The sequence below is a fragment of the Rathayibacter sp. SD072 genome, assembly GCF_017355185.1.
Taxonomy (GTDB): domain Bacteria; phylum Actinomycetota; class Actinomycetes; order Actinomycetales; family Microbacteriaceae; genus Rathayibacter.
The window spans coordinates 14,318-36,896 of the sequence record NZ_JADILJ010000014.1; the positions used below are offsets into that span (position 1 = coordinate 14,318).

Here is a 22,579-nt window from a genome sequence, read left to right on the forward strand (position 1 = left end):
CCACTCCGCGCCGCGCGTTCGCCAGGCCGCCGGCCCGCGCCGCCTCGGCGGACGGGCCGCCGACGAGGACGGGGGTCGACTCGCTCACGACGTCAGCGTCTTCTGCAGCGCGGTCAGCGCCTCCGTGGGGGAGGAGGAGCCGGACAGCAGCGCCTGCGCGAAGTCGGTCATGGGCTTGGTGCTGTCGACCAGCGTGACGTCGGCGAAGAGCGCGTCGTTGCCGGGCGCGGCCCACGTCCGGCTGATCGGCTGCCAGACGTCGATGGCCTTGGAGGCGTTGGCGTCGGCGCGGAACTCGGGGGTCTCGGCGATCGACTTCAGCACCGGCAGTCCGATGCCCGTCCCCTCGGTCCAGAGCGGGGCCATGTTCTGGTAGTAGTACGTCAGGAACGCCTCCGAGCCCTCCTGGCTGGGGGTGTTCGTGTACATCATGATGTTGTTCGGGAAGTAGAGCGCCCCCTTCGTGCCGGCGGCGCTCACGAGCGGATCGCCGACCACGACGTCCTCGAGCAGGTCTCCGCCCAGCTGGTAGGCGAGGCCCGATCCCTCGAAGCCCATGGCGTTCTTGCGCGCCTTCCACTGCGAGTACATGTTGGTCGTCGAGTAGCCCGCGGCGCCCGGATCGATGTAGCCCTTGGCGAGCATCTCGGCCACGAACTCCATCGCCTCGATGTTGGCGGGGGTGGCCGCGTTGGGCTTGCGCTCCTCGTCGAAGAGGCCGCCGCCGTTGTTGATCATGAGGCCGACGAGCATCTGCGCGCCGTTGCTCTGCGGGCCGGCCGAGATCGCGAATCCGTAGACGTCGTTCTTCTTCAGCGCCTCGCACGCGTCGAGGTAGGACTGCCAGTCGGTCGGCGGCTCGACACCGGCCTCCTCGAGCAGGGACTTGGAGTGCCAGAGCACGCGCATGTCGAGGTTGTAGGGGACGGCCGCGTAGCCGTCGGGCGTCTTCATCGTGTCGAGCACGCCCGGGAGGAAGTCGTCGTAGAGGCCGTTGCCCTTCCAGCTCTCGAGCAGGTCGTCGGCGTAGGCGATGGCGCCCTGCTCGGCGAACTGGAACGCCTGGGTGCCGCTGCCGCTGCTGACGGCGGGACCGGTCTTCGAGGCGATCGCCGAGGCGAAGGTGGCGGTGAAGTTCGACCACTGCACGGCCTGGTAGCGGACCGCGGGCAGGCCGTCGGCGGGCGTGTACGACGTGGCGATCTTCGTGTCGAGCGGCGTGTACTCGGAGCCTCCCCACGGCATGTTCCAGAAGTCGAGGGTGGAGCCGCCGCCGCTTCCTTCGGGGGAGCTGCAGGCGGCGAGGCCCGCGACCGCGGCGGCGGCGCCGAGGCCGCCGAGCAGGGTTCTGCGGGAGAGGAAGGAGGAGGGGGTGTTCGGGGTCACGGGCTGACCTCTCTGCGATGGCGTCGCGTTCGACAGTGAACAAGTTGCGCAATCCCTGGAGCGTCTCCGTTGATCGCATGCCCATAGTGCGGGGCCAATTTTGCTTCCGCAAGAACATATTAGCCGGAAGTTGCGCAAGTGCACGCTGCTACGGTGTGGGCATGACGAGCAGCGGAGCCGTGGCGCGGAAGCCGACGATGGCCCAGATCGCCGAGGCGGCCGGCACCAGCGTCCCCACGGTCTCGAAGGTGCTCAACGGCGGAACGGACGTCTCGGACGCGACCCGCAGCCGCGTGATGGAGGCCGCGCACCGCCTCGGCTACCGGCGCGTCTCCAAGCTGCGTGCCGGGGGCGAGACCCGGCACGCCCCGCGCATCATCGACGTCGTCGTCGGGCACCTCGACGGCACCTGGATCAGCCGAGTGCTGGCCGGCATCGAGGAGACGGCGGCCGCCTCCGGAGTCGATCTCGTGCTCACCGTGGCCCGCCGCGACAGCGACTGGATCAGCAGGCTCCTGCGCCGCCCGTCCCTCGGCGCGATCGTGGTGCTCGTCGACACCACCTCGGCGCAGCTGAACCTGCTGACCACCGCCGACATCCCGGTCGTCGTGGTCGACCCGATCAGCCGCCCGCCGCTGGAGGTCGCGAGCATCGGAGCGACCAACTGGAACGGCGGCAGGATGGCCGCCGAGCACCTCCTCGCCCTCGGCCACCGCCGCTTCGCGATCATCGGCGGCACCCGCACCCACCTCTACAGCAGCGCCCGCATCGACGGCTTCACCAGCGCCCTGCGCGAGGCGGGCCTCGACGTGCCGCGCGACCGGATCCTGCACTGCGACTGGGACCGCCGCCGGGCCAGCGCCGCCGCGGCGACCCTCCTGGCCGCGTCCTCGCGCCCCTCCGCGGTGTTCGCCTGCTCCGACATCATGGGCCTCGGCGTGTACGACGCGGCCCAGGAGCTCGGCCTGGGGATCCCCGAGGACCTCAGCGTGGTCGGCTTCGACGACGTGCGCGAGTCGGCCTGGGCCGCTCCACCGATGACCACCGTGCACCAGCCGATCGCCGACATGGGCGCCGCGGCGTTCCGGATGCTCCTGCAGGCGCACCAGTCGGCCGTGCCTCTGTCGCCGAGCACCCGCGCGACGCGCATCGAGCTCGAGACGCGTCTGATCGAGCGGGCGTCGACCCGGCGGGTGTGACGGGGCGCGACCGGACGTGATCCGGGGTCTGCGCGGGCTCCGTGGCCCGTTCCGCGCCGACTCGCGGGCGCCGGGCTCGTCCAGTGGTCGCGATCCGGGCTCTGCGGAAGCTCCGTGGCCCGTTCCGCGTCCAGTCGCGATCGACGGGTTCGTCCACTGGACGCGACCCGGGCTGTGGGCGGGCTCGGGGGCCGGTTCCGCGTCCAGTCGCGATCGGCGGGTTCGTCCAGTGGACGCGACCCGGGCTCTGCGCGGCCTCGGGGTCCGTTTCGCGTCGACTGGCGGTCGGCGGGCGTGACGAGTGGTCGCGTTCCGGAGTGTGCGCGCCTCCGAAGCCCGTCCTGCTCCGCTCCGGAGGAATCAGCTCGTGGCGCGGGCGGGCCTCGCGTGCTCCCCGTGGGCGTGGTCCGCCGAGGCGAGGCGGTGGTGGCGGGGCGAGGAGTCGACCGAGTGCTCGGCCTGGGAGATCGCGTCGGTCACCAGCTGCCGGGCGTGCTCGTCGACGAGCCGGTAGAAGACGCGGGTGCCGTCGTGGCGGGTGGTGACCATGCGGGCCAGGCGGAGCTTCGCGAGGTGCTGCGACACGGCGGTCGGCGACTTGTCGACCAGCGCCGCGAGCTCGGTGACCGAGCGCTCGCCGTCGCGCAGCGCGAGGATGATGCGCACGCGGGTGGCGTCGGCGAGCATCGCGAACACCTCGACGGCGAGTTCGACGTACTGGCTGTCGTGGTCGGCCGGGGTGCGGTCTTCGTCCATGCGCCGATCCTTTCACGGGCGTCGCGTCGGAGCGGGTCGGGGCACTCAAAACCTGCACGCCTGCGCAGGTATAGGGTGAAGGCGTCCGATGTCAGGAGTCCTCCGTGCTGTCCGTCCTGCGCTCCCGCGCCTACCGCTCGCTGTTCGCCGCGCAGGCGATCGCGCTGATCGGCACCGGCCTGCTGACCGTCGCGCTGGGCCTCCTCGCCTACGACCTGGCCGGCGCGCAGGCGGGAGCGGTCCTCGGCACGGCGCTGACGATCAAGATGGTCGCCTACGTCGGGGTCGCTCCCGTGATCGCGGCGCTCGTGCACCGGCTGCCGAAGAAGGTCGTCCTCGTCGGCGCCGACCTGATCCGCGCCGCCGTCGCCCTGTCGCTGCCGTTCCTGACGGACGTGTGGCAGATCTACATCCTCGTGTTCGTCCTCCAGGCCGCGTCCGCGACGTTCACGCCCGCGTTCCAGTCGCTCATCCCGGTGGTGCTCCGGGATGAGCGCGAGTACACGAAGGCGCTCTCCCTCTCGCGTCTCGCCTACGACCTCGAGGCGCTGGTCAGCCCGATCCTCGCGGCGGTCCTGCTGACGGTGATCAGCTCCAGCAGCCTCTTCCTGGGCACCGTCATCGGATTCCTCTGCTCCGCGATCCTCGTCCTGACCACACCGCTCCCCAGCCGCCCCGAGGTCGCCGCCCCCGGGAACCTGTGGCAGCGCACCACCGCGGGGGTGCGCGTGTTCGCCCGCACCCCGTCGCTGCGCTTCCTGATGGGACTGAACCTGACCGTCGGCGCCGCGACCGCCCTCGTGCTGGTCGACACCGTCGTCTACGCCCGCGACGTGTTCGCGCTCGACGACTCCAGCCTCGCGCTCGCGCTCGCCTGCTACGGCGGCGGCTCCCTCCTCGTCGCTCTCAACGTCCCGCGGCTGATCGAGCGGTACGGCGATCGGAGGGTCATGCTCGGCGGCAGCGACTTCGCGCTCACCGGCCTCACCCTTGCCGTCGCGATGACCCTCCTGTCCGCGATGTGGGCGGGCGCCTGGTGGCTGCTGCTGGCGACCTGGGCGGTCCTCGGCGCGGGGAACTCGCTGATCGGCACTCCGTCGTCGCGGCTGCTGATGCGGGCGGCGACGGAGCAGAACCGCAGCGCGGTCTACACCGCGCAGTTCTCCCTCTCCCACGCCTGCTTCCTGATCACCTACCCGCTCGCCGGATGGATCGGCGCCGTCAGCCTGACCGCCGCCGCGGTCGCGCTCCTGGCTCTCGCCCTGGTCGGCGCCGTCCTCGCCCGCCGCTCCTGGCCCGCCCGGCTGCCGACGGAGCAGGCCGCCGCGCTGCAGCCGACCCCTGCGCGGAGCAGGCCGTGACCGCCGTCGCGCAGACCAGCGCGGCGCGCAGGCTGCGAGCAGCACTGGTCCTGGGAGTCGCGATCCTCGTCGGCATCCTGATCGGACTCCTGATCACGGGCGGACCGTGGTCGCCCCGCCCCGTCGGCGGATCCAGCGCCGAGGCCGGCTTCGCCCGCGACATGCAGACCCACCACCTGCAGGGCGCCGAGATGGCGTTGCTGATCCGCGACCGGACCCAGGATGAGGAGGTGCGGTACCTGGCGACCGATCTGCTCCTCACCCAGCAGCAGCAGTCCGGGCAGCTGTTCGGCTGGCTCACCGGCTGGGGCCTCCCGCAGGCCTCCACCGGAGAGGCCGTGGAATGGATGACCGCACCCCTGGAGGGCGGCGGTCACGACCAGATGCCCGACCACGGCACGAGCGCGGGCGGATCGGTGCTCATGCCGGGGCTGGTGACGCCCGCGCAGATCGCCGAGCTCACCGCCGCGACCGGAGCCGACGCCGACGCGCTGTTCTTGGAGCTGATGATCACCCACCACGAGGGCGCCCTGACGATGTCGGAGGCCGTACTCGAGCGCGGGGAGGACCCGATGGTCCTCACCTTCGCCGACGTGATCTCCACCTCGCAGCGGCGTGAGATCGCGCAGATGCGCGACATGCTCGCCGCCCGCCGCTCCTGACTTGTCCTGCTGTCGGTCCTGCGAGGAGCGGGTGCGGCGTCACCGCCAGGCGCTGCGGCGCAGCAGTCGGAGCCCGTTCAGCGCGACGATCACCGTGGAGCCCTCGTGGCCGGCGACCGCCAGCGGCAGGGGGAGCGTCGCGATCAGATCCCAGGTCACCAGGACGGTGATGAAGGTGCCCGCGATGATCAGATTCGCGACCACGTAGCGGTGCGCGCGGCGCGAGAGGGCGATCACCTTCGGGATCACGGTCAGATCGTCCCGGATGATCACCGCGTCGGCGGTGTCCAAGGCGAGGTCGGATCCGTGGCGGCCCATCGCGACGCCCGTGCTCGCCGAGGCGAGGGCGGGCGCGTCGTTGACGCCGTCGCCGACGAGCAGGACCGGGATGCCGCGCTCCTCGAGCTCGCGCACCGTCGCGGCCTTGTCGGCGGGCAGCAGCCGTGCGCGCACCTCGGCGATGCCGGTGCGGCCGGCGATGTCCGCGGCCGTGCGCTCGTTGTCCCCGGTCAGCAGATGCACGGGCTCGCTCGTCAGTGCGGCGGTCTGCGCGACGGCGCTCGCCGCGTCCGGGCGCAGGGCGTCCTCGAGCGTCACCGTGCCCACCGTCGCCCCGTCGACGACGACGTCCACGACCGTCCCCAGGATCTCCGGGTGCTCCGCCGACTGCACGACGCGCACCGGAACTCCGTCGACGACGCCCTCGACGCCCCGGCCGGGCAGCGCCCGGAAGTCCGCGGCGGGGGGGACGCCCGGTCCGGCCGCGCGGACGAGCGCCCGCCCGAGAGGATGCTCGCTGTGCTGCTCGACGGCGGCGGCCCACCGCAGCACCTCCGCCTCCGAGACGCCGGGGGTGGGCGAGACGCGGCGCACGACGGGCGCGCCCTCGGTGAGGGTGCCCGTCTTGTCGAACGCGACGAGCCGGGTGCGGCCGAGGCGCTCCATGACGGTCGCCGACTTCACGAGCACGCCGTGACGGCCCGCGTTCGCGATCGCGGCGAGCAGCGGAGGCATCGTCGACAGCACCACCGCGCAGGGGGAGGCGACGATCATGAAGGTGATCGCCCGCAGCAGCGCGTCGCGGAAGTCGTCGCCCAGCGCCAGCGGCAGTGCGAAGACGAGCAGCGTCGCCGCGACCACGCCGAGGGAGTAGCGCTGCTCCACCTTCTCGATGAACATCTGCCGCGACGACTTCGTCTCGGACGCCTCCGCCACCAGCGTCACCACGCGGGCGATCACGGAGTCGCCCGCCGCGCGCTCGATCCGGACCGAGAGGGCGCCCGTGCCGTTCACGGTTCCCGACAGCACCGGATCACCGGGACGCCGGCGCACCGGTACCGATTCTCCGGTCATGGCGGCCTGGTCGACCTCGCTGACCCCGTCGACCACGACACCGTCGCCGCCGATTCGCTCGCCCGGGCGCACGAGGATCAGGTCGCCGACGACGAGCTGAGCGGTGGGGACGGTCTCGACGTCGTCGCCGTCGTCCGTCCGGAGCAGCCGGGTCGCCCGCTCCGGCGCGAGCGTGAGCAGGCTCGACACCGAGTCGGCCGTGCGCTGGGTCACGAGGGCCTCGAGCGCGCCGCTGGTCGCGAAGATCACGATGAGCAGCGCCCCGTCGAACACCTGGCCGATGGAGGCGGCGGCGAGCGCGGCGACGATCATCAGCAGATCGACGTCGAGCACCTTCTCGCGGAGCGCGGTGAGGCCGGCCCACGCCGGCTCCCATCCGCCCGCGATGTAGCAGGCGAGGTACAGCGTCCACCACACCGGCGCCGGGAGCCCTGCCAGCTGCAGCGGCCAGGCGACGAGGAACAGCAGCAGCGCGAGGGCCGCCCAGCGCACCTCCGGGAGTCGCGCGCCGGTGACGAGGATCGACGGCGGCTTCGCGAGCACGCGACCGCCCTCGCGCACCCGGGCCTCAGTGACCGCGCTCATGCGGGGACCTCCGCGCGGCGGTGGTGGTGCGTGCCGGCCGGAGCGTGCTCGACCTGGAGGACGGCGCCGCGCACGGGCCGCACCCGGGTCGGGTAGGGGAGCAGTGCGGACACCGCGCCGGCCGGCCCCGCGTGGACGCTCCGAGACGAGCAGGCCCCTGTCCGCGTATCTACATACATGCGCAGATTCTCGCACGGAGTCACGGCGACGGGCAGTGTCGCCGGGGGCACGGCAAGGGCCCCGCGAGTGGGGGGACTCGAGCGGGGCCCAGGGCCCGCGAGGGGAACGCGATGCCGTCCATGAGTGTATGCGCAGGAAGCGGGGCTCGGCGAGGAGGACGGCCGTCACGCCCCCTCTGCGAGTCGTCGCGTTCCGGGCTTCAGGCGCGAGTCGGAGCCCGATCCGCGTCCTCTCGCGGGCGGCGGCGACGAGGGAGGGACGCGTTCCGGGGTCTGCAGGGGAGTCGGACCCCGTTCCGCATCGGATCGCAGAGGGCCACCCGTGCGCGGCGGTGTCACCCGTCCGCGCTCCGCGCCCTCAGACGAGGATCGCCAGTGCCGTCGAGGCGATCCCGAGCACGACACCCGCAGCGACGAGGATCAGCCCGGTGAACCGCAGGGCCCGCACCGCGTCGCTCCAGCGGTGCACGCGGATCCGCTCCGGATCCTCCTCGCGGTAGTACACCTCGCGCTGATCGGACTCGAGCGGAGCGAGAGGATCGTCGGCGACGAGGGGTCGCGACCGCACCTCGCCGGCGCGCGACACCCAATGCAGGGCGCGGGGCGGTCCCTCCTCGAGGTACGCGGTCGTCGGCCACCAGCGGCCGTCGACCAGCAGCGCGACGAAGGCCGCGAGCAGGAACAGCACGCCGAGGGGGAGCGCGACGAGGGAGAGCGCCTCGAGGATCGTCTCCAGCATGCGCCGCCTCTCCGTCCCGGTCCGATCTCGAGGGTACCGAGGGCGCGGGGGTCCTGGCCGGGAAGTCGTCGGCCCGGCCGTCAGTGCTGGTGCTCGTCCTCCCAGCGGGGGAACGGGTCGTCGAGGGAGTCCCAGAGCGCGGGCCCGGCGAGGAGCTCGTCCGAGGTGAGCAGGCAGCCGTGCAGCACGCGGTCCAGCTCGCCGACGTCGAGGTCGCAGCCGAAGAACACGAGCTCCTGCCCGAGGGGCGCGTCGGCGTCCCAGCTGCGGATCGACGTCGGATCGAGGGCCAGGACGTCGCCGGCGATCGACCAGGACGCCACGCGGTCGGCGCGGCTCGCCAAGCGCGCGAGACCGCGCGAGCGGAGGATCCGCCCGACCCGCGAGGCGACGAAGTCGGAGGAGACGGCGGCGTTCAGCCGCTCGGGGTGGAAGGGCAGGGGCTCGCGGAAGACGTGGGTGGTCACCGATCCCGTCTCCGTCGCAGCGACGCCGCGGAGCGCGCGCTGCCAGCCGAGGTCCGACGCCAGGCGGTGCGCACGCTGCGGCGTGAGGTTCGCGCGCCGCCGGCGGTACTGGTCGAGCTCGTCGACCCGGAGGACGTCGGCCCCCGGCGACAGCGCCGCGAGGAGGTCGCGGGCCTGCGCGGCTGCGTCTCCGTTCGTTCCGCGGTCGTCGGTGAGGACCACGAGGGTCGCGAACTCGAGCCTGCCCGCGAGCGTCTCGGCCGCGTCCCACTCGTGCGGGCTCTGCGGAGCGCGCTCGCCGGAGGGGGTGCCGAGCAGCACTCGGGACACCTCCGCGACCGAGGTGACCGCGACCACGTCGAGGACGCCGATCCGGGTGTCGCCCGGGTGCCTCCTCCGCAGGAGGTGCTCGAGGACGAGGGCGACCTCCATCGGGTCGGCCGCCGGGTCGAGTGCGACGACCGTCACTCCGCTCTCGCCGTCATCGGCCTGTCGAGCGAGCTCGGCGGCGAGCCCGACGGCGAACTCGCCGCTGTCGGACTCCGGGACATCGAGCACGAAGCTCTCGACGGCCGCCGCGCCGGACAGCCGTTTCGCGATCCTCGCGCTGTCGCGGGTGTCGGAGGCGCTGACCAGCGTCACGGCGAGAGCGGGCGGGCGGTGCGTCGGGAACGAGGACTCCATGGTCCGCTACTCTAACGAGAATCGTTATCAATAGGACAGGAGTACTCGTGAAGGTCCGCAACTCACTGAAGTCGATGAAGGGCATGCCGGGATCGCAGATCGTGCGCCGCCGCGGTCGGGTCTTCGTCATCAACAAGCTGAACCCGCGATTCAAGGCCCGCCAGGGCTGAGGCCGGGAACGACGAAGGGCGCCGTCCCGGTCGGACGGCGCCCTTCGTGCAGGACGGCTCAGTGCTCGTCGTAGTGCCCGGCGTGAGCGGCGTGCTTGTGACCGTCGTGCACGAAGTCGACGTGGTCGTCGTGCGGGACGCTCTCGTGACCGCAGGAGTCGCCGTGCTCGTGGTCCGCGGCGGAGTGCTCGGCCTCGGCCTCGTGCTCGTCGTAGTGGTCGCCGTGCAGGGCGTGGTGGTGGGTGCCGTGCGCGTAGTCGACGTGATCGTCGTGCTGAACGGCCTGGTGGCCGCAGGAGTCGCCGTGCCGGTGCTCGGTGACGGCGTGCTCGGCGTGGATCTCGGTGGTGCTCATGGTGCGGCCTCTCGTGCTGTCGATGACGGGGGCGACGCCGGGTCGGGGCACGGCGTCTCCGATCACCTCACCAGATGCATAAACGAATTGCAATACATCTGCACAGTTGAGACCGATGATCATGATCGTCTCGGTGGGCGGGTCTCGATGCGCCGCTGCGCGGCTACTCGACCAGCAGGGGTCCCGCTGTGCGGCTACTCGACCAGTAGGGGTCCCCCTGTGCGTGCTACTCGACGAGCAGGGGTCGCCCCTGCGGGGCTGCTCGACCCGCGAGGGGGCACACCTTGCTGATCGAGTAGCCCGCGCAGCGGGCGTATCGAGATCCCTCCCGAACCGAGGGTCCTCAACCCTCCAGGGCGTGCCGGACGGCGTCGTCGACGATGTGCGTGACGTGCGTGTCGGCGACGGAGTAGTGCGCCTCCCGACCGATCCGCTCGACCGCGACGAGCCCCGCCGACCGCAGGGTGCGCAGGTGCTGCGACACCAGTGGCTGCGAGAGCCCGGTCCGCTCGGCGAGGCCCCCCACCGTCGACCGCTCCCTCTCCAGCTCGCGCAGCAGGCGCAGACGGGAGGCCGAGGACAGCACCTTGAACAGCTCGGCGGCCGGCTCCAGATCCTCTGCCATGTGCTCATACAAGCAGACGTGCAGGGGTCGCGCGGATCCTCACTCAGTGGGCTCGAGCACCCCGTCCACCAGCCGCACCACGCGGTCTGCGAGGGCGATCACGGCCGGATCGTGCGAGACGCACGCCACCGCGACTCCGCGCTCGGCCTCCGCGCGCAGGATCGCGCGGATCCGCTCGGCGCTCGCCGCGTCCAGCCCGGTCGTCGGCTCGTCGAGCAGGAGCAGGTCGGCGCCCCGGGCCAGGCCCTGCGCGAGCAGCGTCCGCTGCCGCTGGCCACCGGAGAGCACGGCGAACGGCTCGGCGGCGAGCGGAGTGATCCCGAGCCGCTCCATCGCGGCGACGACCGCGGCGCGCGACTCCGCTCCGATCGGCCGCCATCGGCCGGCACGGCCCCAGACGCCGATGGTCACGACGTCGCGTACGGTGACGGGCAGGCGGTCCGGGACGGCGGTGCGCTGGGGGACGAAGGCGATCGCGGAGGGGGCGCTGCGGGTGCCCCTGGAAGGTGCTCGGGTGCCGGCGACGACCTCCAGCAGCGTCGTCTTCCCCGCTCCGTTCGGCCCGGCGATCACGGTGAGGGAGCCGACCGGCAGATCGAGATCGAGGCTCGCCAGCGCCGTGCGCTCGCCGAAGTCGACGCCGATCCCTCGGAGGCTCACGAGGGCGACGGGGTGCAGAACGCTGGGGGACACCTGCTCGACGGTAGCAGGTTGATAACCGTTCTCATTATCAGCTACGGTCGGGCACCATGCCTTCCTTCCTCCTCGGGATCCTCGAGCCGTTCGCGCTCGACTTCCTCCAGCGCGCCCTCCTCGGAGGAGCGCTGGTCGCCGTCCTGTGCGGCGTCGTGGGGACCTGGGTGGTCCTCCGCGGGATGGCGTTCCTGGGCGAGGCGCTCGCCCACGGCATGCTCCCCGGCGTGGCCCTGGCGACCGTGCTCGGAGCGCCCGTACTGGTCGGCGGGGCGGCGAGTGCGGTGGCGATGAGCCTCGGCATCGCGGCCCTGCAGCGGCGGGGCCGGCTGTCGTACGACACGAGCATCGGCATGCTCTTCGTCTCGATGCTCGCGCTGGGCGTCATCATCATCAGCCACTCGGGCAGCTTCGCCACCGACGCCACGTCGATCCTGTTCGGCGACATCCTCGCCATCGCGCCCCTCGACATCACGCTCCTCGCCGTGGCGACCGGAGCGGGTCTCCTCGTCGCCGCGGTCTTCCACCGCTCGCTGGTGGCGCTCGCGCTGGATCACCGGATCGCGTCCGTCCTCGGACTCGGGCCGCGCTCGGCCCAGGCCGCGCTCGTCGGGCTCGTGACGCTGGCGGTGGTCGCGTCGTACCAGGCCGTCGGCTCACTCCTGGTCGTGGGCCTGCTCCTGGCGCCCGCGGTCGCCGCGGGGCACTGGACCACCCGCATCCCGACCCGGATGGTGCTCGCCGCCGTACTCGGCGTGCTCTCCGTCCTCGTCGGCCTCCTCGTCTCGTGGTACGCGGCGACGGCCGCGGGAGCGTCGGTCGCCGCGACGGCGATCGCGGTCTCGGGGCTGTCCTGGGCGCTCCGCGCGGCCACCGTGCCGCTGCGCTCCCGCCCCCTCGCGATCCACGCCTGACCGACCGCCCTCATCGTCTCCTCTCGAAAGGACCCCGTGCGCTCCCGCTCCACCCTCCTCCTCGGCGCCCTCGCCCTGGGCCTCGCGGCCTGCTCGACCGACGCCGCCGCTCCGCCCGCCGACGCCTCCGGTGACGGGCACGGCGCGGTCTCCGGAGCCGCCGAGCTCTCGGAGCCGCGCCTCGGCCTCACCTGGATCGACCCGGCAGGAGCCGTCTCGCACCTCGATCTGCTCGACGAGACCGTCGCCGAGCTCGGCGCCATCGGCGAGCCCACGGCGATGACGACCGACGGGCGCTACCTCTTCGCGCAGACCGCGGACCGCGTCGAGATCGTCGACAGCGGCGTCTGGACCTGGGATCACGTCGACCACTTCCACTACTACCGCGCCGACCCGCGGATCCTCGGCACGGTCGAGGGGGAGGGGGAGGCGGTCGTCGCCACGACGAACCTCTCGACCTCCGGCGGCACCGGTCTCTTCTTCCCCGACTCGGGCGAGGCCGTGCTGCTCGACACCGAGGCGCTGTCGACGGGGGAGATCAGGGAGTCGTTCCGCCTCGACGCCGAGCAGGGCGCCGGGATGGTCGTGCCGGTCGGATCCTTCGCTCTGGTCACCGAGGGCGGCGGGACCGTCGCCGGGTACACCGCCGACGGCGAGCCCACCGGTCTCGTCGAGGACTGCCCGCAGCCGGCGGGGACGATCACCACCCGCGTCGGCGCCGTCGTCGGCTGCGCGGACGGCGCTCTGCTCGCCACCGTCGAGGGCGAGGAGCTGAACATCGAGCGGATCCCGTATCCCGCCGGAGCCACCGCGCCCGCCGCCACGAGCTTCGCGAACCGCGAGGGCCGGCCCACCGTCGCCGGACTCGCCGGCACCGAGGGGATCTGGCTGCTCGACACCCGGGCGCGCTCGTGGACCCTGCTCCCGGCTCCGTCGCCCCTCGTGCAGGCGACCGCGGTCGACGACGAGGACGACCACGTGCTCGCGCTCGCCGAGGACGGCCGCCTGCTCGTGCTCGACGGGGCGGACGGAGCGGTGCTGTCGCAGACGGAGCCGCTCGTCGCGGAGTCGCTCGCCGCGGGTCTCGCACCGGCCCTCGTCGCCGACCAGCAGCGCGCCTACCTCAGCGCACCCGCCGAGAAGGCGCTGCACGAGATCGACTACGCGGACGGCGCCCGCCTCGCGCGCTCGTTCGGCACGGCGACCGAGCCTGCCTTCACCGCCGAGACGGGACGATGACCGTGCGACGACTCCGCCTCTCCGTCGCCGCCGCGGTCCTGCTCGCCCTGTCGGGCTGCTCCGCCGCGGCCGACGACCGCCCCCTGGTGATCGTCTCGACCAACATCCTCGGCGACGTCGTCGAGCGGCTCGTCGGCGACGAGGCCGAGGTCGTGACGCTGATGAAGCCGGACGCCGACCCGCACTCCTTCGAGATCTCGGCGCAGGAGGCCGCGCGGCTGCGCTCGGCCGACCTCGTCGTCTCGAACGGCCTGGGCCTGGAGGAGGGACTGCAGCAGCACCTCGACGCCGCGGCCGACGAGGACGTCGCGGCCTTCGTCGCCGGCGACGCGATCGAGGTGCTCGACTACCGCTCCGGCGACGCCGAGGGCAGCCCCGACTCGCACTTCTGGACCGATCCCGCGCGCATGATCGACGTCGTCGACGCGCTCGAGCCCGTGCTGGCAGCTCTCGACGGAGCGGACCCCGCGGCGATCGAGCGGAGCACCGCCGGGTACCGCACCGAGCTCGAGGCGCTCGATGCCGAGATGACGGCGGCGTTCGCGGCGATCCCCGACACGCGCCGTGCGCTCGTCACCAACCACCACGTCTTCGGCTACCTCGCCGACCGCTTCGACTTCGCCGTCGTCGGCGCGGTAATCCCCGGAGGCACGACCCTCGCCGCCCCGTCCGCCTCCGACCTCGCCGATCTGGTCGAGGCCGTCGAGGACACCGGCGTCCCCACGATCTTCGCGGAGTCCTCGTCTCCCGACCGCCTCGTCCAGGCGCTCGCGAGCGAAGCCGATATCCGCGTCGAGGTGGTCGAGCTGTTCACGGAGTCCCTCACCGGTCCCGAGGGCGGCGCCCCCGACTACCTCGCCATGATGCGCGTCAACACGCAGCGCATCGCCGCCGGACTCTCGCCCTGAGCGTCCACGACCACCACCAGGAGAACGACATCACCATGCGCACCTTCCGACGCGCCGGCCTCGGCCTGCTCGCCCTCGGCACGATCGCGACCCTCGCGGCCTGCTCCTCGAGCGGAGCCCCCGCGGCCGACCCGACCGCCGACTCCACTCCGACCGCCTCGGCCACCCGCGTCGCCGTCGCCTACGAGGGCGGCATCCTCGTCCTCGACGGAGAGACGCTCGAGACCGTGGCCGACCTGGACTCCGAGGAGTTCACCCGGCTCAACCCGGCCGGCGACGGCCGGCACGTCATGGTCACCATGAGCGAGGGCTTCCAACTCCTCGACACCGCCGCGGGCGCCGACGGCGAGCCCGAGCTCACCGACGTCGTCTTCCCGGCCGACACCCCCGGCCACGTCGTCCGCCACGGCGGCAAGACGATCCTCTACGCCGACGGCACGAGCGACACCACGATCATCGAGACCGCCGACCTGGCCTCCTCCGAGGGCGTGCCCGAGGTCGAGACCATCGCGGGCGTCGAGGCGCACCACGGTGTGTCGATCGTCCTCGAGGACGGCACCTTCCTCACCACGGTCGGCACCGCCGACGGACGCACCGGCATCGAGGTGCGCGACGCCTCCGGCGCCGTGGTGGCCACGAACGACCAGTGCCCCGGCGTGCACGGCGAGGGCACGGCCGAGGGCGAGGCCGTCGTCTTCGGCTGCGAGAACGGCGCCCTCGTCTACGACGACGGCGCGATCACCAAGCTCGAGGCGCCCGACCAGCCCTACGGCCGCATGGGCAACGCGTGGGTCAGCGAGACCAGCCCGATCGTCGTCGGCGACTATAAGGACGACCAGGACGCCGAGGGCTACCTCCTGCACCGCCTCGCCCTGATCGACACCGAGGCGAAGTCCCTCGAGGTCGTCGACCTCCCCGAGGGTGTCGAGTACACCTTCCGCGGCGTCGCCCGTGGACCGGAGGACCTCGCCTACCTGATCGGCTCCGACGGAGCGGTCCACGTCGTCGACCCCGGGACCGGTGGGATCACCGACTCGTACCCGGTGGTCGACGCGTGGGAGAGCCCGGTCGAGTGGCAGGACCCGCACCCCGCCATCACGGTCGCGGGCGACGTCGCGTACGTCACCGATCCGGCGGCGGACTCCATCCACGCGGTCGACCTGACCACCGGGGAGATCGTCTCCAGCGCCGAGCTGGGCGTCACTCCGAACGAGATCGCCGTCGCCGCGAGCTGACGCACGGTCGAGGCGGAGGGCGCGGGGCATCGGGCTCCGCGCCCTCCGTCGTCCCCGGGCGGAGTCGCCGCCGGCCGTGAGCGGACGCGATCCGGGGTCTGCTCGGGCGGCGGGCCCCGGGTCGGGTCCACTCGCGGTCGGCGGATCGCGAGTGGGCGCGTTCTGGGCTCTGCGCGTGCGCGGAAGCCCGTTTCGCGTCCATTCGTGGGTAGTGGATCTCGCGAGTGGGCGCGTTCCGGGCTCTGCTTGCACGCTGGACCCCGTACCGCGTCGACTCGCGGGTGCGCGTGCAGGCCGGAGTGCCGACCGGCTGCGGCGGAGGCACCGGCGGGCGCCCCCGCCCCGTGACAGCGCTCTCCGGAACCCCCTGGCGCCGCCGCCCGCGATGTGAGGGGATGGACGCCGGTGCACGTCGACGTCCCCCGCCTCCCGTGGCCGGACCGCGCACCTCCCTCAACGAAAGGTCGGGTCAGCCGTGCCGCTCAGCGTTCTGTTCATCGGAGGAACGGGCATCATCAGCTCGGAGGGCGTCCGCCGCGCTCTCGAGACGGGGCTTGAGGTGACCGTGCTCAACCGCGGGCGCACCGCGCTCCGTCCGCTCCCGGAGGGGGTCCGCACCCTCACCGCCGACATCCGCGATCCCGGCAGCGTGCGCGAGGCGCTCGGCGACGAGCACTTCGACGCCGTGGTCGAGTTCGCGGCCTTCACCCCCGAGCACGTGCAGCAGGACATCGACCTGTTCACCGGCCGCACCGCCCAGTACGTGTTCATCAGCTCGGCCTCGGCGTACCAGAAGCCCCCGGCGCGGCTGCCGGTGACGGAGTCGACTCCGCTGCGGAACCCCTACTGGTCGTACTCGCAGGACAAGATCGCCTGCGAGGACCTGCTCGTCACCGAGTACCGGCGCACCGGCTTCCCCGTGACGATCGTGCGGCCCTCGCACACCTACGACCGCACGGCGCTGCCGGTCGACGGAGGCTGGACCGTGATCGACCGGATGCGGCGCGGCCTCGAGGTGGTCGTCCCGGGCGACGGCACCTCGCTCTGGACCCTGACCCACAGCCGCGACGTCGCGGTCGGACTCGTCGGCCTGCTCGGTGCGACGGCGGCGATCGGCGAGGCGTTCCACATCACGGGCGACGAGACGCCCACGTGGGACCGCATCCACCGGGACCTCGCGGCGGCGGCCGGGACCGAGGCGCGGATCGTGCACGTCCCGTCCGACGCGATCGCTGCGGCCGATCCCGAGCTCGGCGCCGGGATCATCGGCGACAAGGCGCACTCCATGGTCTTCGACAACGCGAAGATCCGCGCTCTCGTGCCCGCGTACTCGCCCTCCGTCCGCTTCAGCGACGGCGCCCGCGAGATCGTCGAGTGGTACGACGCCGACGCGTCCCGCCGGGTCGTCGACGAGCGGATGAACACCCTGTTCGACACGCTGATCGAGCGGCACCGGCCCCGCCCGCTCTAGGGCGGTTCCCTGACGGGGGCGCTGCGGCGCGTGCGGCGCCCCCGTCAGGGGGGCCTGAGCCTCCTCCCGCCGAAGCGCGGACACGATGTCTGCCAGAGTCGGAGGGCATTCCCCGGCGGGCAGCGGCCGGGGTCCCAGCGGAGAGGCGCCGACACGTGACGCAGAGTGCCCCGATCGATCGAGCCGCGGTGCGGGAGCGCATCCGGCTCGCGGCCCTCGACGATCTCAGGATCGTCGGCACCGGGCCCGAGGAGCGGTTCGATCGCGTGACGCGGATGGCGAAGGAGCTGTTCGGAGTGCCGATCGCCGAGATCAACTTCATCGATCAGGACCATCAGTTCACGAAGTCGCCGCAGCGTCCGGGCGGCTCGCGCCTCACTCCGCGGGCGGACTCGTTCTGCGACGTGGTCGTCCAGCAGCCGGACATCGTCGTGGTCCAGGACGCGCTCGAGGACCCGGTCTTCGCCCGCCGCGGGTCGGTCACCGGCCCGCCGCACGTGCGCTTCTACGCCGGCCGCCCGCTGAGCGTCGCCGAGGGCGCCCGCGTGGGCACCATCTGCCTCGTCGACACGGAGCCGCGCGATCTCAGCGTCGAGGACCAGGACCTGCTGGACGAGCTCGGCCTGTGGGTCGAGCGCGAGCTGATCCACTTCCGCGCCGTCGACCGCGCCGCCTGGACGCAGCAGCAGATGCTGCCCGCTCCGCTCGAGCACGGCGACGGGTTCTCCTTCTCCGGATTCACGCGGCCGCACTCCGACGTCGCCGGCGACTACTTCGCCGTCTCGGCGACCGAGGGGCGCGTCGACGCGACCCTCGCGGACGTCATGGGGAAGGGCTACTCCGCCGCTCTCGTCGCAGCGGCCGTCCGGTCCGCCTTCCAGGCGCGACCCGGCTGGGAGCCGGAGGCGGCCGTGGCGGCGGTCAACGAGCAGCTGCTCGCCGATCTCTCGGCCACGGGCACCTTCGCCACTCTGTTCCACGCGAGCGTCGACACGGCGACCGGCGAGATCCGCTACGCCGACGCCGGTCACGGCCTCACCGCGGTCCTGCGCGCCGACGGCTCCGTCGAGCGGCTGACCTCCTCCGACTTCCCGATCGGCATCGGCGAGGGCATCTGCTGGGAGGCCCGCACGACGACGCTGCTGCCCGGCGAGGTCCTCGTCTCGTGCTCCGACGGGGCACTCGACCTCTACGACGGCACGCTGTCGGCGCTGGACGACCTGGCGGACCTCGTCCGCCGCTGCGCCGACGACGGCGCCCTCTTCACCGAGCTCTCGGACCTCATCGCCGAGATCTCCCCCGACGACGACGTCACGGTGCTGGTCGTCCGCCGCGACCAGGAGAACGGAGCAGGACGCTGATGCTGTCCCTCACCTACGTGAGCACCGCGACCGCGGAGCTCGACGAGTCGGCCCTCGCCGCGCTGCTGCGGCAGAGCCGCGAGAACAACGAGCGCTGCGGGCTCACCGGCATGCTCCTCTTCAAGTCCGGCCGCTTCATGCAGGTCCTCGAGGGCGACGAGGAGCAGGTGCGCGAGCGGTACCGGGTCATCGAGGCCGACGAGCGGCACACCGATGTGCAGCGGCTCCTGAGCGAGACGATCGAGGCCCGGCGGTTCCCGCAGTGGTCGATGGGCTTCCCGACGCCCGAGGACGCCGAACTGCGCGCCGCTCCCGGGTACGACGACTTCTTCGCGACGCCGCTGCGGCGCCGCACCCGGTGGGAGGAGCCGTCGCGCGCGCAGCTGCTCCTGGACTGGTTCCGCCACCGGGCGTGACTCGCGGCGCTTCCGGGTGCCCCTGTTCCTCCCGTCGATCCGTCGTGAACGGCCGGCCGCAGCGGAGTCGCACCGCGATACGCGACGGATGAGCGCGGCCTCTCGACCGTTCGTGACCGATCGGCGCGGCCTCGCGACGGTTCGTGCCGGATCGGCGCGGCCGCACCGCCGTTCGTGGCGGATCGGCACGGATCGGCGCGGATCAGGACTCGATCGGCTCCGCGTTGCGCTCGTCGGCGAGGTTCAGCCCGCCCGCGCTGTTCGCCGCGAGGACCAGGTGCTCGATCCAGTCCCGGTTGATGCTCGGGGAGCGGCTGCTCGCGTACTCGAAGTGGATCGGCACGCCGTTGTCCATCCACAGCGCGTGCCGGCCCTCGATCGACTCGAGCTCCGGTCGCCACGAGACGAAGAACGCCTCGCTGCGCCGCAGCTTGACGCCGATCACGACCTGCAGGTGGAAGAGGGCGCGGTCCTCGAGGGTGAACGACTCGGTGCCGTAGTGCAGGTGGCCCATGATCTCTCCTGTGCGGCCGTGATGCGGCGGCCTCGGCACACCCTAGGGGCGCGACGGCCTGCGCCGCACGCGCGCCGGAAACACGGCGAGAGAGCGCGACCACGCACGCCGGAGCGGCTCAGTCCGCGTCGTCGTCGGATCGGGACCCGGTGCTCCCCGCGCGCTTCGACCACTCCGTCCCCAGGGCGACGAACGTGAGGGCGATGACCGCGAACGGCAGCGCGGTCAGCCAGTTGTCCAGCGTGATGCCGAGGGCGACCGCGAGCCCGAGGAAGGCGACCGCGACGCCGAGGTAGGTCTGCTTCTCCCCGGTCGATGAGCTCATCCTCCGACGGTAGCCCGGGGTCGGGGGCGGCACCTCCGTCGGGCGGCGGATCCCGCGCAGAGTCCTCGGCCGAACGGCGGAGGGGTGCCGATCGAGCGCGGATCGGACCGCCGACCCGGCCCCGGACCGCGCCTCGGGATCGGACCCCCGACCAGCCTCGGTCAGCCCCGGATCAGGACCAGGACCAGGAGGCGAGCACCGACTCGGCGAGGTCCTCGCGGTCGTCGTCCTCGACCGTGGGGCTGAAGGAGAAGGTCACGACGTAGGTCTGCTCGTTCTGCGTCAGGTAGTACTGCTCGATGCTGTAGGACGCACCCTGCGCGGTCAGGGCGGCGCTGAGGTGCGCCGACTCCGCCCCGGCGACCTGGACGCGGTCGCGGACCTCGACGTCGGTCGCTCCGGCGCCCTCGAGCTCGTCGGCTCCGGCTCCCTCGACCTGCTCCGGAGTGACGGCGCCGGCCGGGCTGAGGACGACGTTGACGTTGTCCGAGAAGCCGTCGGTGTCGGTGAGGTCGGCGGCGAGTGTGTCGGCGCCGATCGTCGACGGATCGGTGTCGGGCACGTCCCAGCCCTCGGGCACCGAGTAGAGGTAGCCGTCGCCCGCGATCTCGACACCGGCGGCCGGGGCGGCGTCGAGCTCGTCGACGTCGGAGCCGGAGTCCGACCCTCCCGTCGAGGTGCAGCCGGTCAGGAGGAGGGCGAGGGCGACGGTCGCGCCGAGGCGCTGGGAGCGGGACATTCCTCCACCGTAGGGCGGCGGATGCGGGCCGCGAGGCCGGACCGGTCCTGCCTGCGAGACCCCGTGCGGGGGGTGAGCCGCACTCGCGCGACCACCGGTCGGACCCGCCGCCGGCTCGGGCTCAGTTCAGCCGCTCCGACAGGTGGACGACCACCTCGTCGCCCAGCTCCTTGCCGAGCTTCTTCCGCAGGCCCGCGCTGATCGACAGCATGTGGCCCCCGGATCCGGTGGGCAGCAGTCCCGCGGTGAGCGGCAGGGCGTCGACCGTGGCCACGACGCGCACGGCCTTGCCCGTGCCGAGCAGGGCGACCGAGTCGGGGATCTCGACGCACGACCACAGGTCGCCCTTCACCGTCACTCCGATCGGGGCCGTGAAGGTGAGGTCGAGGGGGCCGGGGCCGGTGCTCACGGGACTCCTGCTTCGTCGGGGCGGATTCTGATCGGGAGCCTACCGAGCGGCTCCCGATCGCGCTCAGCCTCGAGCCCGTGTCGCCGCCGCCACCGGGAAGGTCACGCCGGTGAGCTCCTCCGAGACCGTCCACAGGCGCTGCTGCACAGCCAGGTCGTGGGAGTCGGGGCTGGAGGAGACGGGGACGGGGAAGCCGCGGACCTCGCCGCGGCCGCCCGGTCCGAAGTACTGGCCGCCGAGGACGCCCGGGTCGGTGGCGGCGCGCAGCGTCGGCAGGGCGCCCCGCGCCGCGGGCTGGGTGAGCACCGGAGCGAGCGCGCTGATCGGGAGGCGCAGCGCGGCAGGCGTGTGCCGGGCGAGCTCGGTGTTCGACACTCCGGGGTGCGCTGCCGCCGCGATCGTGCCGCCGAGCGGGGCGAGCCGACGCTGCAGCTCGTAGGTGAACATCAGGTTGGCGAGCTTGGCCTGGCCGTACGCGGCGACGCCGCTGTACGAGCGCTCCCACTGCAGGTCGTCGAAGTGGATCGCGGCGCGGATGCGGTGTCCCACGCTGCTGACGGTGACGACGCGGGAGCCGTGGACGGGCAGCAGGTTCTCGAGCAGGAGCCCGGTGAGCGCGAAGTGACCGAGGTGATTGGTGCCGAACTGCAGCTCGAAGCCGTCGCTCGTCGTCCGCTTCGGCGTGTACATGACTCCGGCGTTGTTGAGGAGGAGGTCGATGCGCGGGTGAGCCGCGCGCAGGTCGTCCGCCGCCGCCCGGATCGAGGCGAGGGACGTCAGGTCGAGCGCCTGCACCCGCACGTCTCCGGTGATGCGGGAGGCCGCCGCCGCGCCCTTCTCGACGTCGCGGACGGCCAGGATCACCGTCGCTCCGCGCTCGGCGAGCATCCGGGCGGTCTCGAAGCCCAGTCCGGTGTTGGCGCCGGTGACGACCGCCACCCGCCCGCTCTGGTCGGGGATCTGCTGCTCGGTCCAGTCGTGACTCATGTCGCTCCTCCAGTACTGCCGGTCTCTTGTTCTTCCGACCGTAAGAGACCGCCGGTCCGCTGTCAAGGGACCGGTGGTCTGCAATTAGACTCGCGGGGTGACTTTCCAGCGTGCGCGGAGCGAGGAGCAGCGGCGGATCCGCCGCGAGGCGATCCTCGAGACCGCGGCCGCGATGCTCGACGAGATGCCCGTGGCCGCGGTGAGCCTCAACGAGCTCAGCCGCCGGGTGGGCCTCGCGAAGTCGAACGTGCTCCGCTACTTCGAGTCGCGCGAGGCCGTGCTGCTCGAACTGCTCGACGGCTTCCTCGGGCAGTGGCTCGTCGCGCTCGAGCAGGAGCTGGCCACGGGCATCGCCGCCGACGACGCACCCGAGTCCCGCGCTCGCGCCCTGGCCGCGATCCTCAGCGGCTCGCTCGCCGACCGGGTGGTGCTCTGCGACCTCTTCGGCGCGCAGGGCGGTGTGCTCGAGCACAACGTGTCGATCGAGGCGGTGAAGCGGCACAAGCGCTCCTCCCGGGAGAGGCTCGCGACCCTGACCGGGCTCGTCCTCCGCCACGTGCCCGAGCTCGGCGACGGCGCGGAGGCGTTCTGCCTGCTGGCCCTGGTCACGGCCGGCGCCCTGTCGTCCTACGTCCCACCGGCGCCGGTCCTGGTCGCCGCGTACGCCGACGAGCCCGAGCTCGGCGTGCTGCACCTCGATCTGCGCACCGCGCTCGAGACGGCGTTCACCGCCTCCCTGGTCGGGGTGCTTCCGCGCGCGTGAGCGCCGGGTCCGATCTCCCGGAGGGCGGGGCGTCCGGGTCTTGCCCCTCCGGGCGGGTCGGACGAGGATCGAGCACGCCACGAG

At 72.6% G+C, this 22,579-nt stretch carries 25 protein-coding genes; 12 read left to right on the top strand and 13 right to left on the bottom strand.

Features of this window, described 5'->3' with window-relative positions:
* Nucleotides 1-84: 84 nt before the first annotated feature.
* Nucleotides 85-1,386 carry an ABC transporter substrate-binding protein gene (locus IOC53_RS07620; protein WP_207404107.1) on the bottom strand — a complete coding sequence of 434 codons (1,302 nt, stop codon included), beginning with the start codon at nt 1,384-1,386 and terminating at the stop codon, nt 85-87.
* 161 nt (nt 1,387-1,547) lie between these two features.
* Here IOC53_RS07620 and IOC53_RS07625 point away from each other — a divergent pair, with 161 nt between their 5' ends.
* Nucleotides 1,548-2,585, top strand: a complete 1,038-nt coding sequence (locus IOC53_RS07625; RefSeq protein WP_207404109.1) for a LacI family DNA-binding transcriptional regulator — start codon at nt 1,548-1,550, stop codon at nt 2,583-2,585.
* Nucleotides 2,586-2,945: 360 nt separating this feature from the next.
* Here IOC53_RS07625 and IOC53_RS07630 read toward each other — a convergent pair whose 3' ends face one another.
* Nucleotides 2,946-3,341 (bottom strand): metalloregulator ArsR/SmtB family transcription factor, encoded by a 396-nt coding sequence (locus tag IOC53_RS07630; protein WP_207404111.1) that lies wholly within the window; start codon nt 3,339-3,341, stop codon nt 2,946-2,948.
* Between the two features lie 104 nt (nt 3,342-3,445).
* On the opposite strand from IOC53_RS07630, the gene IOC53_RS07635 reads away from it, so the two are divergent.
* Nucleotides 3,446-4,702: an MFS transporter gene (locus tag IOC53_RS07635; RefSeq protein WP_207404113.1), complete on the top strand. Its 1,257-nt coding sequence runs from the start codon at nt 3,446-3,448 to the stop codon at nt 4,700-4,702.
* Nucleotides 4,699-5,364, top strand: coding sequence for a DUF305 domain-containing protein (locus IOC53_RS07640; protein WP_207404376.1), 666 nt, complete (start codon nt 4,699-4,701; stop codon nt 5,362-5,364). Before IOC53_RS07635 ends, IOC53_RS07640 begins: the two co-directional genes overlap by 4 nt.
* Nucleotides 5,365-5,403: 39 nt before the next feature.
* On the opposite strand, the gene IOC53_RS07645 is transcribed toward IOC53_RS07640, so the two are convergent.
* The 3 genes from IOC53_RS07645 to IOC53_RS07655 form a co-directional block, all read right to left on the bottom strand.
* Nucleotides 5,404-7,302, bottom strand: coding sequence for a heavy metal translocating P-type ATPase (locus IOC53_RS07645; protein WP_207404115.1), 1,899 nt, complete (start codon nt 7,300-7,302; stop codon nt 5,404-5,406).
* A gap of 537 nt (nt 7,303-7,839) precedes the next feature.
* Nucleotides 7,840-8,220 (bottom strand): hypothetical protein, encoded by a 381-nt coding sequence (locus IOC53_RS07650; protein ID WP_207404117.1) that lies wholly within the window; start codon nt 8,218-8,220, stop codon nt 7,840-7,842.
* A gap of 80 nt (nt 8,221-8,300) precedes the next feature.
* Nucleotides 8,301-9,371 (bottom strand): GTP-binding protein, encoded by a 1,071-nt coding sequence (locus tag IOC53_RS07655; RefSeq protein ID WP_207404125.1) that lies wholly within the window; start codon nt 9,369-9,371, stop codon nt 8,301-8,303.
* A gap of 47 nt (nt 9,372-9,418) precedes the next feature.
* Between IOC53_RS07655 and ykgO the strand changes: the two genes are divergently transcribed.
* Nucleotides 9,419-9,541 (top strand): type B 50S ribosomal protein L36, encoded by a 123-nt coding sequence (gene ykgO, locus IOC53_RS07660; RefSeq protein WP_207404127.1) that lies wholly within the window; start codon nt 9,419-9,421, stop codon nt 9,539-9,541.
* 58 nt (nt 9,542-9,599) lie between these two features.
* Here the strand turns inward: ykgO and IOC53_RS07665 are convergent, their stop codons facing one another.
* From IOC53_RS07665 to aztA, 3 genes are all read right to left on the bottom strand, one after another.
* Nucleotides 9,600-9,896 carry a hypothetical protein gene (locus tag IOC53_RS07665; RefSeq protein ID WP_207404129.1) on the bottom strand — a complete coding sequence of 99 codons (297 nt, stop codon included), beginning with the start codon at nt 9,894-9,896 and terminating at the stop codon, nt 9,600-9,602.
* A gap of 343 nt (nt 9,897-10,239) precedes the next feature.
* The gene (locus tag IOC53_RS07670; RefSeq protein WP_207404131.1) at nt 10,240-10,521 is read right to left on the bottom strand and encodes a helix-turn-helix transcriptional regulator; all 282 of its coding nucleotides are present in this window, start codon (nt 10,519-10,521) and stop codon (nt 10,240-10,242) included.
* Between the two features lie 39 nt (nt 10,522-10,560).
* Nucleotides 10,561-11,214 (bottom strand): zinc ABC transporter ATP-binding protein AztA, encoded by a 654-nt coding sequence (gene aztA / locus IOC53_RS07675; RefSeq protein ID WP_307786105.1) that lies wholly within the window; start codon nt 11,212-11,214, stop codon nt 10,561-10,563.
* A 56-nt stretch (nt 11,215-11,270) separates the two neighbouring features.
* Between aztA and aztB the strand changes: the two genes are divergently transcribed.
* The 7 genes from aztB (at nt 11,271) to IOC53_RS07710 (ending at nt 18,758) form a co-directional block, all read left to right on the top strand.
* The gene (aztB, locus tag IOC53_RS07680; protein ID WP_207404133.1) at nt 11,271-12,128 is read left to right on the top strand and encodes a zinc ABC transporter permease AztB; all 858 of its coding nucleotides are present in this window, start codon (nt 11,271-11,273) and stop codon (nt 12,126-12,128) included.
* Nucleotides 12,129-12,164: 36 nt separating this feature from the next.
* Entirely contained in the window at nt 12,165-13,367 is a 1,203-nt protein-coding gene (locus IOC53_RS07685) for an ABC transporter (RefSeq protein WP_207404135.1), read from the top strand.
* Nucleotides 13,364-14,275 carry a zinc ABC transporter substrate-binding protein AztC gene (gene aztC / locus IOC53_RS07690; protein WP_207404137.1) on the top strand — a complete coding sequence of 304 codons (912 nt, stop codon included), beginning with the start codon at nt 13,364-13,366 and terminating at the stop codon, nt 14,273-14,275. The genes IOC53_RS07685 and aztC overlap by 4 nt, the downstream gene beginning before the upstream one ends.
* 35 nt (nt 14,276-14,310) lie before the next feature.
* Nucleotides 14,311-15,510 (top strand): zinc metallochaperone AztD, encoded by a 1,200-nt coding sequence (gene aztD, locus IOC53_RS07695; protein ID WP_207404140.1) that lies wholly within the window; start codon nt 14,311-14,313, stop codon nt 15,508-15,510.
* A 475-nt stretch (nt 15,511-15,985) separates the two neighbouring features.
* A complete protein-coding gene (locus IOC53_RS07700) occupies nt 15,986-16,981 on the top strand; it encodes an SDR family oxidoreductase (RefSeq protein ID WP_207404142.1) in 996 nt (331 codons plus the stop codon).
* Between the two features lie 155 nt (nt 16,982-17,136).
* Nucleotides 17,137-18,342 carry a PP2C family protein-serine/threonine phosphatase gene (locus IOC53_RS07705; protein WP_207404151.1) on the top strand — a complete coding sequence of 402 codons (1,206 nt, stop codon included), beginning with the start codon at nt 17,137-17,139 and terminating at the stop codon, nt 18,340-18,342.
* A complete protein-coding gene (locus IOC53_RS07710) occupies nt 18,342-18,758 on the top strand; it encodes a BLUF domain-containing protein (RefSeq protein WP_207404153.1) in 417 nt (138 codons plus the stop codon). Before IOC53_RS07705 ends, IOC53_RS07710 begins: the two co-directional genes overlap by 1 nt.
* Nucleotides 18,759-18,960: 202 nt before the next feature.
* On the opposite strand, the gene IOC53_RS07715 is transcribed toward IOC53_RS07710, so the two are convergent.
* The 5 genes from IOC53_RS07715 to IOC53_RS07735 form a co-directional block, all read right to left on the bottom strand.
* Entirely contained in the window at nt 18,961-19,272 is a 312-nt protein-coding gene (locus tag IOC53_RS07715; RefSeq protein WP_207404155.1) for a hypothetical protein, read from the bottom strand.
* A gap of 118 nt (nt 19,273-19,390) precedes the next feature.
* The gene (locus tag IOC53_RS07720; RefSeq protein ID WP_207404157.1) at nt 19,391-19,597 is read right to left on the bottom strand and encodes a hypothetical protein; all 207 of its coding nucleotides are present in this window, start codon (nt 19,595-19,597) and stop codon (nt 19,391-19,393) included.
* A 172-nt stretch (nt 19,598-19,769) separates the two neighbouring features.
* Entirely contained in the window at nt 19,770-20,336 is a 567-nt protein-coding gene (locus tag IOC53_RS07725) for a hypothetical protein (protein ID WP_207404159.1), read from the bottom strand.
* 121 nt (nt 20,337-20,457) lie between these two features.
* Nucleotides 20,458-20,745, bottom strand: coding sequence for a DUF1905 domain-containing protein (locus IOC53_RS07730; RefSeq protein WP_207404161.1), 288 nt, complete (start codon nt 20,743-20,745; stop codon nt 20,458-20,460).
* 63 nt (nt 20,746-20,808) lie between these two features.
* Complete coding sequence (locus IOC53_RS07735) at nt 20,809-21,732, bottom strand: SDR family NAD(P)-dependent oxidoreductase (RefSeq protein ID WP_207404163.1); 924 nt, start codon at nt 21,730-21,732, stop codon at nt 20,809-20,811.
* 97 nt (nt 21,733-21,829) lie between these two features.
* Between IOC53_RS07735 and IOC53_RS19445 the strand changes: the two genes are divergently transcribed.
* Nucleotides 21,830-22,495, top strand: coding sequence for a TetR/AcrR family transcriptional regulator (locus tag IOC53_RS19445; protein ID WP_207404165.1), 666 nt, complete (start codon nt 21,830-21,832; stop codon nt 22,493-22,495).
* Nucleotides 22,496-22,579 lie beyond the last annotated feature (84 nt).

Excerpts from the sequence above, each read along its gene's own strand:
- IOC53_RS07625 (WP_207404109.1), top strand. The coding sequence starts at position 1,548 with ATGACGAGCAGCGGAGCCGTGGCGCGGAAGCCGACGATGGCCCAGATC.
- IOC53_RS07715 (WP_207404155.1), bottom strand. The coding sequence starts at position 19,272 with ATGGGCCACCTGCACTACGGCACCGAGTCGTTCACCCTCGAGGACCGC.
- aztC (WP_207404137.1), top strand. The coding sequence starts at position 13,364 with ATGACCGTGCGACGACTCCGCCTCTCCGTCGCCGCCGCGGTCCTGCTC.
- aztD (WP_207404140.1), top strand. The coding sequence starts at position 14,311 with ATGCGCACCTTCCGACGCGCCGGCCTCGGCCTGCTCGCCCTCGGCACG.
- aztB (WP_207404133.1), top strand. The coding sequence starts at position 11,271 with ATGCCTTCCTTCCTCCTCGGGATCCTCGAGCCGTTCGCGCTCGACTTC.
- IOC53_RS07630 (WP_207404111.1), bottom strand. The coding sequence starts at position 3,341 with ATGGACGAAGACCGCACCCCGGCCGACCACGACAGCCAGTACGTCGAA.
- IOC53_RS07665 (WP_207404129.1), bottom strand. The coding sequence starts at position 9,896 with ATGAGCACCACCGAGATCCACGCCGAGCACGCCGTCACCGAGCACCGG.
- IOC53_RS07710 (WP_207404153.1), top strand. The coding sequence starts at position 18,342 with ATGCTGTCCCTCACCTACGTGAGCACCGCGACCGCGGAGCTCGACGAG.
- IOC53_RS07735 (WP_207404163.1), bottom strand. The coding sequence starts at position 21,732 with ATGAGTCACGACTGGACCGAGCAGCAGATCCCCGACCAGAGCGGGCGG.
- IOC53_RS07720 (WP_207404157.1), bottom strand. The coding sequence starts at position 19,597 with ATGAGCTCATCGACCGGGGAGAAGCAGACCTACCTCGGCGTCGCGGTC.
- IOC53_RS07645 (WP_207404115.1), bottom strand. The coding sequence starts at position 7,302 with ATGAGCGCGGTCACTGAGGCCCGGGTGCGCGAGGGCGGTCGCGTGCTC.
- IOC53_RS07655 (WP_207404125.1), bottom strand. The coding sequence starts at position 9,371 with ATGGAGTCCTCGTTCCCGACGCACCGCCCGCCCGCTCTCGCCGTGACG.
- IOC53_RS07725 (WP_207404159.1), bottom strand. The coding sequence starts at position 20,336 with ATGTCCCGCTCCCAGCGCCTCGGCGCGACCGTCGCCCTCGCCCTCCTC.
- IOC53_RS07650 (WP_207404117.1), bottom strand. The coding sequence starts at position 8,220 with ATGCTGGAGACGATCCTCGAGGCGCTCTCCCTCGTCGCGCTCCCCCTC.
- IOC53_RS07670 (WP_207404131.1), bottom strand. The coding sequence starts at position 10,521 with ATGGCAGAGGATCTGGAGCCGGCCGCCGAGCTGTTCAAGGTGCTGTCC.